The organism is Pseudomonas sp. MT3, assembly GCF_054720805.1.
In genome coordinates, this window is the sequence record NZ_JBTVPY010000020.1 from 1 (window position 1) to 12174 (window position 12174).

Genomic DNA, 12174 nt, shown 5'->3' on the forward strand with positions numbered 1-12174 from the left:
GCTTGCTCGCGAACGGATTCACCGACGGCGCCGGAGCCGATGCGGGGTTCGCGAGCAAGCTCGCTCCTACAGTCGAGGTCCCGGCAAGTTCCAGGCGCTAGGCCCACCCCTTGATCAGTCGCCCAAGGCCATCCAGCAAACGCTCCAGCGCGCCCTGGTTGGCCTTCATCACGCCCAGCCCGGCCTCCGCCATGTGCCCAGCAATAGCCGGCTCGTCCCACAGCGCCGCCACGGCCACCGCCAGCGACGGCGCATCGACCACTTCGCGCAACGCACCGACCTCGCGCAGTTGCGCGGCGATTTCCAGGAAGTTGAACAGGTGTGGGCCGGACAACACCGGCTTGCCCAGCGCCGCCGGCTCCAGCAGGTTGTGCCCGCCGTTGGGCACCAGGCTGCCGCCGACGAAGGCGACGTCCACCAGCGCATAGAGGAACAGCAGCTCGCCCATCGTGTCGCCGAGCAGCACCTGGGTCTCCGCCACGACCCGCTCGCCCGTGGAACGGCGCTGGGTGCGGAAGCCTTCGCGGCGGCACAGCTCGAACATCGGGTTGAAGCGCTCGGGATGGCGCGGCACCAGGATCAACAGCGCGTCGGGATGCTTCTCCAGCAACTGGCGATGGGCGGTCAGGACAATCTCGTCCTCGCCGGCATGGGTGCTGGCGGCGATCCACACCGGCCGCTGCTGCGCCTGCCACTGCCCGCGAAGATCATCGGCGCGCGCCAGCAGTTCGGGATCAATGCTCAGGTCGAACTTGATCGAACCGGTCACGCTCACGCAATCCGGACGCGCGCCAAGCTGGCGGAAGCGTTCGGCCTCGGCCTCGGTCTGCACGGCGATCCAGCTCATCTCTTCGAGCATCGGCCGGGTCAGCCCGGCAAAACGCGCGTAGCCTCGCGCCGAGCGTTCGGACAACCGCGCATTGGCCAGCGCCACCGGAATGCCGCGTTTGGCGCACTGATGGATATGGTTCGGCCATAGCTCGGTTTCCATGATCACGCCCAGCACCGGCCGCGCGCGCTCGAGGAAGCGCGCCGCCGCCCAGGGCAGGTCGTAGGGCAGGTAGCAGTGTTGCACCTGGTCGCCGAACAGCGCGCGGATGCGCTCGGAGCCGGTGGGCGTCATGCAGGTGACGGTGATCGGCAGGCCGGGGTGGCGCTGCATCAGCGCGCGGATCATCGGCGCGGCGGCGATGCTCTCGCCCACCGACACCGCGTGCACCCAGATGCCGCCGGGCTTGAGCGCCGGCAGGTCGAGGGCGAAGCGCTCGCCGACGCGCCGGGCATACGCCGGCGCCTTGCGCGAACGCAGGAACAGGCGCAGCGCGACCAGCGGCAGGCCCAGGTGGAACAGCAGGGTATAGAGGGTCCGGTTCATGGCGGCGGAGAGTAGCAAATTAGCACCCCTGGACGCCGCACAATCCTGATGGGGTAGCGTTCTGTAGGAGCGAGCTTGCTCGCGAACCGCTTGACGCTGGAGCGGCTGGAAAATTCTGTTCGCGAGCAAGCTCGCTCCTACGAAAAGCAGATCGGCGCGAGAGCAGGCGATGTCACACCGGCGAAGCGAGATGCTCCGCAAAGCACTCGCCCAGCCACTGCGCCGCCGGCCCCAGCGGCTCGTCGCGGCGCCAGACCAGTTCCACCACCAAGGGCGGCGGCGTCCAGTCGCTGGCCAGTTCCACCAGCAGCGGCTGATACGCCGGGTACTGCGCCACGTGGGTCGGCAGCCAGGCCCAGCCGAGGTCGCGCATCAGCAACTCGGCCATCGCGTAGAAGCTGTCGGCGCGCCACACCAGCGGGCTAATCTGCTCACCACCGGGGTAATGGCTGTCCTGCGGCGCCATCAGCAACTGGCGGTGCCGCGCCAGCTCGCGGCGATCGGCGTAGTCGAGCTTCGCCAGCTCATGCCCGGCGCCGCACACGGTGACCATCTCGATGGTGCCCAGGCGCTGCCGCTCCAACTGCTCCGGCATGCCCTCGTGATGGAACAGCAGCCCGAGATCGGCCCGGCGCTCCAGCAGCTTGCGCGCCACGTCGCCCTGGGCGCCGCTGGCCAACTGCACTTCCAGCGAGGGGAACTCCTGCGCCAGCGCCTGCAACCCCGAGAGCACCGGCTGATAGGGCATCGCCTCATCCTGCGCCAGCCGCAGCAACGGCTCGGTGCCGCGCACCAGTGCCAGCGCGCGGCTTTCCAGGCGCTCGCACTGGCGCAGCACCTCGCGGGCCTCATCCAGCAGCGCCCTGCCCTCGGCGGTCAGCACCGGCTGGCGGCCGCTGCTGCGCTCGAACAGGGTCACGCCCAGGTCGCTTTCCAGCAGCGCGATGGACGAACTCACCGCCGACTGCACGCGCTTGAGCTGGCGCGCCGCCGCCGAGAAGGACGCTTGATCGGCGACGCTGACGAAGAGGCGCAACTGATCCAGGTTCCACTGCATGAGCTATCTCCGCAACCTATCTCGAAACCAGATAGGCAATGACTTTATCCCATCACCCGGATGACTAGAATGGCCGCCAGACCGAATGCAACCCACTCGCCGCGCCATGCGGTGCGTCGTTATCGGGAGGACCGAACATGCCCGGCTATCTCTACCTCGCCATTGCCATCGTCGCCGAAGTGATCGCCACCGCGTCGCTGAAGTCGGTCAAGGGCCTCTCCACGCCCCTGCCGCTGGGACTGGTGATCGTCGGCTACGCGATCTCCTTCTGGATGCTCACCCTGGTGGTGCGCAGCATCCCGGTGGGCATCGCCTACGCCATCTGGGCCGGCCTGGGCATCGTGCTGGTCAGCGTCGCGGCACTGGTGCTCTACCAGCAGAAGCTCGACACCCCCGCCCTGCTGGGCATGGGCCTGATCGTCAGCGGGGTGGTGGTGATCCAGCTGTTCTCCGGCACCGCCGGACACTGATGCGGCGCCCTCGGCATTCTGTAGGAGTAAGCTTGCTCGCGAACCTTCCTCCTCCGCGCAAGGCGTTCGCGAGCAAGCTCGCTCCTACAAAAGCAGCCTGAGCCAACGGGCGTTTGCCGCCGCCCTCAAGCGTTATACTGCGCCCTTCGTTTTTCCCTCGAGGCGCTTTCATGTCCGAATCCCTGAGCACCGACATCCTCATCGTCGGCGGCGGCATCGCCGGTCTCTGGCTCAATGCCCGCCTGCGGCAGGCCGGTTTTTCCACCGTGCTGGTGGAAAACACCGCGCTGGGCGGCGTGCAGAGCATGCGCTCGCAAGGGATCATCCACGGCGGCACCAAATACGCCCTGCACGGTGCGCTGAGCGGCGCCTCGGAAGCCATCGCCGACATGCCCGCGCTGTGGCGCGACTGCCTGGCCGGCACCGGCGAAGTGGACCTCCGCGGCGTACGCGTGCTCTCCGACGCGCACTACCTGTGGTCGCCCGGCGGTCTGGCCGGCAACCTCACCAGCTTCTTCGCCAGCAAGGCGGTGCGCAGCCGGGTCGCCCAGGTGAAAGGTGCCGACCTGCCGCCAGCCTTGCAGGACAAGGCCTTCAAGGGCAAGGCCTACCGCCTCACCGAACTGGTGCTGGACGTACCCAGCCTGATCGCCCGCCTCGCCGAACTGGCCGGCGGCAGCCTGCTGGCCGGCGAGCGCATCGAAGCGCTGCGCGAAGGCGATAAGTTGGTCGGCCTGCGCGTGGACGGCCGCGAAATCCGCGCCCAGCGCGTGGTGCTCAGCGCCGGCGCCGGCAACCAGGCGCTGCTGCGCGAACTGGGGCTGGAGCGCCCGGAAATGCAGCGTCGTCCCCTGCACATGGTGCTGGTCACCGCGCCGACCCTGAAGCCGCTGTACGCCCACTGCCTGGGCGGCGGCCCGAAGCCGCGCGTCACCGTCACCACCCACCCGCTGAGCAACGGCGACTGGGTCTGGTACCTGGGCGGCGACATCGCCGAGGCCGGCGGCGTGGCCCGCGACGAGGCCGAGCAGATCGCCGAGGCGCAGCGCGAACTGCACAAGCTGGTGCCCTGGGTCGACCTCTCCGCCGCTCGCTGGGCAACCCTGCGCGTGGACCGCGCCGAACCTGCGCAAAGCAACCTGCTGCGCCCGGACAGCGCCTTCCTCGCCGAAGACGGCGCGCTGCTGGCGGGCTGGCCAACCAAGCTGGCCCTGGCGCCGAACTTCGCCGATCGCGTGCTGGAGTCCCTGGAAAAGAACGGCATCCGCCCACAAGCGAGCGCCGCCCTGCCCGAACTGCCGCGCCCGGCCCTGGCCCGCCCGGTCTGGGAGGAACTGCTCGGATGAAGACCCTGCATCACCTGCACCGCCCGCTGGGCAGCACCGGCCTGAACATCTCGCCGTTGGGCCTGGGCACCGTGAAACTGGGCCGCGACCAGGGCGTGAAATACCCCGAAGGCTTCCGCATTCCCAACGACCGCGAAGCCGCCGACCTGATCGCGCTGGCCCGCGAACTGGGCATCAACCTGATCGACACCGCGCCGGCCTATGGCCACAGCGAGGAACGCCTCGGCCCGCTGCTGCGCGGCCAGCGCGATGCGTGGGTGATCGTCAGCAAGACCGGCGAGGAGTTCGTCGGCGGCCAGTCGCACTTCGACTTCAGCGCCGCGCACACCCGTCGCTCGGTGGAGCGCAGCCTCAAGCGCCTGGAGACCGACTACATCGACCTGGTGCTGGTGCACTCCGACGGCAACGACCTGGACATCCTGCGCGGCACCGAGGTCTACGCAACCCTGGAGCGCCTGAAGGAGGAAGGGCTGATCCGCGGCTTCGGCTTCTCCGGCAAGACCGTCGACGGCGGCCTGCTGGCCCTGGAGCGCGGCGACTGCGCGATGGTCACCTACAACCTCCAGGAGCAGGCGGAAAAGGCCGTGATCGACCACGCCCAGGCCCACGGGCGGGGCATCCTGATCAAGAAGGCCCTGGCCAGCGGCCATGCCACCCTCGCCCCCGGTGTCGATCCGCTGCGCGCCAGCTTCGAGCTGGTGCTGGGGCATCCGGGTGTGGCCGGCGCCATCGTCGGCACCATCAATCCGCTGCACCTCGCGCACAATGTGAGCATCGCCGCCGAGGTCCTCGACCGCTGATCGGCGGTCATGTGGATTACCTATTCCTGTGCCATGCTCAGACTCCGCGGTGAAAATCGCGGTCAGAGAAAATGTCGCCAGCCGGTGATTCCCACGCAAAAACCTCGGAATCGCCCAGCCTTTCAGGGAAAAATTCGGAAATCCTTTTGATTTTCGATGACATCAGGATCGGTGTCAGGCTGTCCGGGCTATAGCGACCCCCGAAATCGATCGGCCGGACCGTCTCCAGCAGACGGTCAGCGTTGGCGTCGGCGCCGCCCCGATGGGCACGCCCGGCGCAACCCGGCGCCCTGTACGAGAAGGAAGCCCCCATGCCCCGTACGCTCGCCCGCAAGGACCCGACCGCCTTCAAGACCCTGCCGTTGCTGGTGGAAGCCAGCCCGGAAGGTCTTGCCTACCAGACCCTCGGCAAGCCCCTGAACTTCGCCCAGGTGCTGGAGCGCCGCCGCCCCATCCAGATCGGCGAGAACGAACGTTTCGTCACCGAACTGGCCAACCTCGGCGTCTCGGTGCGCCTGACCCTGAACTTCCAGGGCCGCGACCACTGGATCCTGGTGCGCCAACGCCGCCTGGACCGCGGTGACACCGTGCTCAAGCTGATCTCCGGCTACGTGCCGGCCCACGAACTGAACCTGCCGCTGCTCACCGCGATCCAGGAAGTCGCCGAGGAGTGCCTGGTGGAAACCGCCGACGGCTGGCTCGGCGGGCGCTTCGGCGACACCTGGCTGCCGACGCCCTACGAGGGCTGCCTGCGCTACCGAGAGAGCAGCCACTTCTCCCTCACCCCGCTGTCCGGCGCCTCGCGCCCGGTGCAGGCCGGTGCGCTGCGCCTGCTGGAGCGCCCGCAGGCCTACGTGCACCTGCCGACGGCCTCGCTGCAACTGGTCTACGACCTGCGCATGGAGCTGCCCAAGGACGCCCGTGACGTCAGCCTGTTCCACGTCGACGAAAAACTCGAAAGCGGCCCGCTGGTGGCTCGCCTGGACCGCCGCCGCCCGGACCTCTACCTGTTGCCGCTGGACCACGGCCAGCCCAGCGGCGAGCTCTACACCCTGAGCAAGGGCGAACTGCGCAAGGCCGCTACGCGCGGCGTGTGGCTGTCGGAGGGTTTTGCCGAACAGGATGGCTGGCTGGTGCGTGAGGAACGCATCCGCTTCCGCGACTGGATGGAGCAGTGGCCGCCCGCCGCCGGCAATGCCGGCAGCGGGCGGCGCACAGCCTGATTCCGCCGACCTGAACCGGCCACGCTGATGGTCGGATCAACCCTATAGGAGCGAGCTTGCTCGCGAACCAGATCAACCGGCCACGCTGGCGCTGGGCGGTTCGTGAGCAATAACCAGGCGTCCCCCTCGCTCCTACAAAAAAGTGCTCCGTCTTACTTGAGCTGACTGGAACTCTTGCCCAGCAGCCGCCGCGCCACGATCAGCAGCTGGATCTGCTGGGTGCCTTCGAAGATGTCGAGGATCTTCGAATCCCGCGCCCACTTCTCCAGCAACTCCTCTTCCCCGTAGCCCAGCGCACCGGCCAGCTCGACGCATTTCAGCGTTACCTCGTTGGCCATCCGCCCGGCCTTGGCCTTGGCGATGGAGGCCTCCTTGGAGTTCGGCAGACGGTTGTCGGCCATCCACGCCGCCTTCAGGGTCAGCAGACGCGCCGCTTCCCATTCGGCCTCCAGGCGATACAGCGTGGCTTCGGCGTGGCTGGCGCTGAGCAGCGGCTGGCGATAGTCGAAGCGACAGCCGGCCTTCTTCAACAGCTCGCGGGTACGATCCAGCGACGCCCTGGCCACGCCGATGGCCATTGCGGCCACCAGTGGGCGGGTGTTGTCGAAGGTTTCCATCACCCCGGCAAAGCCCTTCTGCACGTCGATCTCGGCATTGCCCAGCAGGTTGGCGGCCGGCACACGGCAGTCGCTGAAGCTGATGGACGCGGTGTCCGAGGCCTTGATGCCGAGCTTCTTCTCCAGACGGGTGACGGTCATCCCCGGCGTGCCTTTCTCCACCACGAAGGACTTGATCGCCGCACGCCCCAGGCTCTTGTCCAGGGTCGCCCAGACCACCACCGCGTCGGCGCGGGCGCCGGAGGTGACGAAGATCTTCTCGCCGTTGAGCACGTAGTGATCGCCATCGCGGGTGGCGGTGGTGCGGATCGCCGCCGAGTCCGAGCCGCAGCCCGGCTCGGTGATGGCCATCGCCGCCCAGGTACCGGAGAAGCGCTTGAGCTGCTCCTCGTTGGCCACCGCGGCGATGGCGGCATTGCCCAACCCCTGGCGCGGCATGGCCAGCAGCAGGCCGGTGTCGCCCCAGCACATTTCCATCACGCCCAGGCAGGCGGACAGGTTGCCGCCGTTCTTCACGCCCTCCTCCGCGCCAGCCTTGCGCTTGCTGGCCGAGGTAGCGCCCACGGCGTCCGGCGAGCCGGCGTTCATGCCGTCCAGCAGCGCGGCAAGCAGGTCCAGTTCCTTGGGGTAGGCGTGCTCGGCCTTGTCGTACTTGCGCGAAATCGGCCGCAGGTAGTTCTCCGCCACCTGGCGGGCCTGGTTCTGCAGGGTGCGGAATTTTTTCGGCGTCTCGAGGTACATGGAAAACTCCTTACAGGTGCAGCCCACCAGCCATCAGGCCGACGGCGCGCAGGTCGCGGTACCAGCGCTCGGCCGGGTGTTCCTGGGTGAAACCGTGGCCGCCGAGCAGTTGCACCGCGTCGGTACCGATCTTCATCGCCTTCTCGGCGCAGAGCAGCTTCGCCAGATAAGCCTCGCGGTGGAACGCCTGGCCACGCTCGGCCAGCGCGCAGGCGCGCCAGACCATCAGGCGCATGGCATCCAGCTCGACCGCGATGTCCGCGACCATGAAGGCCACGCCCTGGCGATGGCTGATCGGCTCGCCGAAGGCCTCGCGCTCGTTGCAGTAGGTGATCACGTAGTCCAGCGCAGCCTGTCCGGTGCCCACGGCCAGTGCACACCAGGCCAGCACGGTGTAATCGAGGAAGGTCTGATAATCGAAGCGTTCCGCCGCCAGCCGCTGTTCCGCCGGAACCTTCACGCCCTTGAAGCGGATCCGCGCCGTGCCCGTGGCCTTCAGGCCCATTGCCGGCTCGGCGTGGACTTCGACGCCCTTGGCGCGGGTGTCCACCAGGAACAACGCCGGACCATCGCCGGCATCCGCCGCAACGATCAGCTTCTGCGCATCCACGCCCCGCACCACGAGGCACTTCTCGCCGGACAGCGTGTAACCCGTACCGCGCTTGCGGGCTTTGGTGGACAAGCGCTGCGGGTCGGCCAACAGCTGCGGCTCGTTCACGGCGATGGCGATCACGGGTGCCGCGTCCTCGCCGACGAACGCCGGCAGCCAGCGCGACTGCTGCTCGGAGGAGGCCCAGCGGCGGATGCAGTTGGCCGCCGACAGCGGCACCAGCAGCGCGGCCGCGAGGCCCAGGTCGCCACGGGCCAGGGATTCGGCGATCAGCGCGTTGCTCACCACGGTGCGCTCGCCGGCCATGCCGCCGTGCACTTCGCTGACGCCGTAGTGGGTCAGGCCCAGCTCCTGCGCCTGGGCCAATAGCTCCAGGCTCAGGTTGGCCTTGGCATCGGCCTCGTGGGCGGCCGGGCGCAGCACCTCGGCGGCAAAGCCTTCGAGCATCTCCACCAGCATCTGCTGCTCGTCGGACAGGGACAGGTCGAACAGCCCGTCCGGGTCGGCCTTGCGCGGCGTCTTGGGTTGCTTGGCCGCACGCTCGCTGGCCAGCCGGAAGCCGGTGCGACTGCCGCTGTAGAGCAGTCGTTCGAAGGGTTTGCGCAGCTTGAGTCGGTCCGGCCAGTCGGCCTGGGCGACACGGTTCAGCACGGCCAGGGCGCGGCCCTGCACGTCGGTGGTCATGGCATCTCGCTCCGCGGAGGGTGGATGCCCCGATCATGCGCTGCAAAATGTTGCAGGGACCATGACCGCTTTGCCGCCGGTGATTGGCAGAGCGGTCAGTGAGGGCAGCGGAGGCAACCGGAGAGAGTGTGCCTGGGCTTCCCCCTCACCCCAGCCCTCTCCCTCAGGGAGAGGGGGCAGATTGTGCCGGCTGACGTCATGGTTTCATCCTGCACCGAACGGTCCCCTCTCCCCCTGGGAGAGGGTTAGGGTGAGGGGAGTCCGCAGGAACGAAGAGTCAGCCCTGGTGGCGGATCTTCTCGACGATGGCGGTGGTGGAGCTGTTTTCCACCAGGCCCAGCACGCGGACTTCGCCGCCGTAGGCCTTGACGATGTCCGCGCCAACCACCTGCTCGACGCCATAGTCACCGCCCTTCACCAGCACGTCCGGGCGGACTTCGCTGAGCAGGCGTTCGGGGGTGTCTTCGGCGAAGCTGACGACCCAGTCCACCGCGCCGAGGCCGGCGAGCACGGCCATGCGGCGGTCGACGCTGTTGATCGGGCGGCCCGGGCCTTTCAGACGGGTCACCGAGCCGTCGTCGTTGACCCCGACGATCAGGCGGTCGCCCTGGGCGCGCGCCTGTTCCAGGTAGGTCACGTGGCCGGCGTGGAGGATGTCGAAGCAGCCGTTGGTGAAGACGATCTTCTCGCCGTGGGCGCGGGCGTCCTCGATGGCCAGCAGCAGTTGGTCTAGGCTCAGCACGCCACGCTCGGAGCCCTGCTCGCGCTGCACGGCGCGACGCAGTTCCGGGGCGCTGATGGCGGCGGTGCCGAGCTTGCCGACGACGATGCCGGCGGCGAGGTTGGCCAGGGCCACGGCTTGCGGCAGGTCCTCACCGGCGGCGATCGCCCCGGCCAGGGTGGAAATCACCGTGTCGCCGGCGCCGGTGACGTCGAACACTTCGCGGGCGCGGGCCGGCAGGTGCAGGGCGTTGTGGCCGGGACGCAGCAGGGTCATGCCGTGCTCGCCACGGGTGACCAGCAGGGCGCCGAGTTCCAGCTCGGTCATCAGTTGCTGGCCCTTGGCGACCAGCTCGGCCTCATCAAGGCAGCGGCCGACGATGGCTTCGAATTCGGAGAGGTTCGGGGTGATCAGGCTGGCGCCACGGTAGATGGCGAAGTCCTTGCCCTTGGGATCGGCCAGCACCGGGATGCCGCGCTGGCGGGCGGCCTGGATCAGTTGCTGGTGGTTCTTCAGCGCGCCCTTGCCGTAGTCGGACAGCACCAGCACGCGGACCTGCTCCAGCAGTGCCTCGACGTCGGCGGACAGGGCCACGGCGTCGGTGCGGAAGGCTTCCTCGAAGTCCACGCGCAGCAGTTGCTGGTGGCGGCTCATGACCCGCAGCTTGACGATGGTCGGCTGGCCGGCGATACGCTGAAAGCGGGTGGTCACCCCGACGGCCTGCAGGCTGTCGCTCAGACTGTCGGCAGCTTCGTCGACACCGGTGACGCCGACCAGGAAGGCCGGGGCGCCGAGGGCGGCAAGGTTCAGCGCGACGTTGGCGGCGCCACCGGGGCGATCCTCATGCTGCTCGACCCGCACCACGGGCACCGGCGCCTCGGGCGAGATGCGCGAGGTCGCGCCGTGCCAGTAGCGGTCGAGCATCACGTCGCCTACCACCAGCACGGGGGCCTGATCGAATCGGGGCATGGTCAATTTCATGGGAACTCCGCAGGTCGAAATCGCCGCGGATAATACCATAGCCGCCCAGTGCGACTTGCGCCGGGCACCGAGCGGTCACGGCAATCTCTACGGGACTTTGCGCACCCAGAACAGCTCATGGCGACGCACCGCCTTGCGGAAGAATTCGTCGTCGCCGGTGACCGGCCACTGACGCCCGGCGAGCACGCGCTGGATCAGCCGGCGCAGGCGTTTCTTGCCGGACAGCGGGGTCTGCAGGTCGTGCTGCAGGGCCAGGGCCTGGGCCTTGTCGATGCGGGTCGCGGCATCCAGCACCGGGCTCCACAGCGGGTCGGCCGGCAATGCCTCGATACAGGGTGGCAGGGCGATGCCGCCATCGGCCGGGCCCATCGGCCAGCGGTCGTTGTCGTGCAGGTGGTTGGCGTAGAGCAGCAGGGTTTGCGGCTTCCAGCTGCTGTGTGCGATGGCCTCCAGCGTCGCGCGGGTGGCGTGGACATGGTCGGCGTGGGGGTCCAGTTCCGGGTGGGCGGTGAGGATCACCTCCGGACGGATGTGCTCGATCAGGGTGGTCAGGTCAGCCACCAGGTTGAGCCAGGTCGCTGCGCCGTCGCGATCGCCGGGCAACGGCAGCGGGTTGAAGCCGCGTACGCTGCGGATATCGCTTTCGCCGGACTCGCGCGAAGCAAAGGCCTGGCTCGGCTCGGCGGCCATCGCCGGCAATTGCAGGCAGTAGTAGCCCAGTTGCACGCAGCACTCGGCCGGTACTCCGCCCCAGAGCGGCGCGGCGAGGCTGTCCCAGGTGCGCAGACGGCCCTTCAGGCGAGCGGCGGCGGCCTTGTCCAGGCCCAGGCGCTGGTAGTGCTCGGCCTCGATCTCGCCCTGAGTCAGGGTGACGATCCAGGCATCACGGCAACGACTGTACTGGCCGAAGGCGGCCAGCTCGGCGTCATCGGCGTGGGGCGCGACGATCAGCAGGCGCTGCTGCGCGTAGTCCGGGTTGCGGAAGGCGTGCAACACGCCTTGCCGCGCCAGCCGGCAATGACGGCTACGAATGCGCAGGCAACCGCTACGCAGGGCTTCACCCTGGCCGGACAGGTTGATGTAGCGCTTGCCGCTGACACCGCGCTCGAAGTCCTGGCGGTCCTCCTCGACGCCCGCGATCAGTACCTGCGGGTCGAGCCAGCGTCCCAGCAGCGAGGCCTTGATCTCGATTTCCAGCACCAGGGTTTCCTCGTTCTCCGGCAGCGCGCCTTCAGCGACGTGCAGGCCATGCGCGCCAAGGGACACCGGCAGGGCAATGGAACCCGCGGGGAAGTCATAGCGATAGTCGTCGCGTGGCGAGTAGAACAGGTGGTCGGCGAACCAGGCCTCGTGGGCCACCCAGCCGAGGACTACGGCCAGCGGCAGGCTCCACCAGGGCGCGAAGATGCCGAGCAGGACCAGCGCCAGCAAGGCGATGAGCAGGACCGCGCGCTTCTTGCGGCGGTGCTGTTTGAGCAGGTGCTGTTTGCGGGCGCTCATGGTCGATCTCCGTTAGAGCCAATCGCGGACGGAGTCCGCTCCTGCGCAC

Annotated in this window: 10 protein-coding genes; 4 read left to right on the plus strand and 6 right to left on the minus strand. The window is 68.4% G+C overall.

Features of this window, described 5'->3' with window-relative positions; translation table 11 throughout:
- Positions 1–97: 97 nt before the first annotated feature.
- On the minus strand, positions 98–1375 hold the full coding sequence (waaA, locus tag ACYCAX_RS19570; RefSeq protein WP_294974221.1) for a lipid IV(A) 3-deoxy-D-manno-octulosonic acid transferase: 1278 nt from the start codon (positions 1373–1375) through the stop codon (positions 98–100).
- A 172-nt stretch (positions 1376–1547) separates the two neighbouring features.
- Complete coding sequence (locus tag ACYCAX_RS19575) at positions 1548–2432, minus strand: LysR family transcriptional regulator (protein ID WP_460248653.1); 885 nt, start codon at positions 2430–2432, stop codon at positions 1548–1550.
- Between the two features lie 137 nt (positions 2433–2569).
- On the opposite strand from ACYCAX_RS19575, the gene ACYCAX_RS19580 reads away from it, so the two are divergent.
- From ACYCAX_RS19580 to ACYCAX_RS19595, 4 genes are all read left to right on the plus strand, one after another.
- Positions 2570–2902, plus strand: coding sequence for a DMT family transporter (locus ACYCAX_RS19580; RefSeq protein WP_015479187.1), 333 nt, complete (start codon positions 2570–2572; stop codon positions 2900–2902).
- A 170-nt stretch (positions 2903–3072) separates the two neighbouring features.
- Entirely contained in the window at positions 3073–4248 is a 1176-nt protein-coding gene (locus tag ACYCAX_RS19585) for an NAD(P)/FAD-dependent oxidoreductase (RefSeq protein ID WP_294974217.1), read from the plus strand.
- Entirely contained in the window at positions 4245–5048 is an 804-nt protein-coding gene (locus tag ACYCAX_RS19590) for an aldo/keto reductase (RefSeq protein WP_015479189.1), read from the plus strand. Before ACYCAX_RS19585 ends, ACYCAX_RS19590 begins: the two co-directional genes overlap by 4 nt.
- A gap of 311 nt (positions 5049–5359) precedes the next feature.
- Positions 5360–6271, plus strand: a complete 912-nt coding sequence (locus ACYCAX_RS19595; protein ID WP_015479191.1) for a hypothetical protein — start codon at positions 5360–5362, stop codon at positions 6269–6271.
- A 152-nt stretch (positions 6272–6423) separates the two neighbouring features.
- Here ACYCAX_RS19595 and ACYCAX_RS19600 read toward each other — a convergent pair whose 3' ends face one another.
- The 4 genes from ACYCAX_RS19600 to ACYCAX_RS19615 form a co-directional block, all read right to left on the minus strand.
- Positions 6424–7629 carry an acyl-CoA dehydrogenase family protein gene (locus ACYCAX_RS19600; protein WP_015479192.1) on the minus strand — a complete coding sequence of 402 codons (1206 nt, stop codon included), beginning with the start codon at positions 7627–7629 and terminating at the stop codon, positions 6424–6426.
- A gap of 10 nt (positions 7630–7639) precedes the next feature.
- Positions 7640–8923 (minus strand): acyl-CoA dehydrogenase family protein, encoded by a 1284-nt coding sequence (locus tag ACYCAX_RS19605; RefSeq protein WP_015479193.1) that lies wholly within the window; start codon positions 8921–8923, stop codon positions 7640–7642.
- A 277-nt stretch (positions 8924–9200) separates the two neighbouring features.
- The gene (gene hldE / locus ACYCAX_RS19610; protein WP_294974209.1) at positions 9201–10625 is read right to left on the minus strand and encodes a bifunctional D-glycero-beta-D-manno-heptose-7-phosphate kinase/D-glycero-beta-D-manno-heptose 1-phosphate adenylyltransferase HldE; all 1425 of its coding nucleotides are present in this window, start codon (positions 10623–10625) and stop codon (positions 9201–9203) included.
- 87 nt (positions 10626–10712) lie between these two features.
- Positions 10713–12125, minus strand: coding sequence for a PIG-L deacetylase family protein (locus tag ACYCAX_RS19615; RefSeq protein ID WP_294974206.1), 1413 nt, complete (start codon positions 12123–12125; stop codon positions 10713–10715).
- Positions 12126–12174 lie beyond the last annotated feature (49 nt).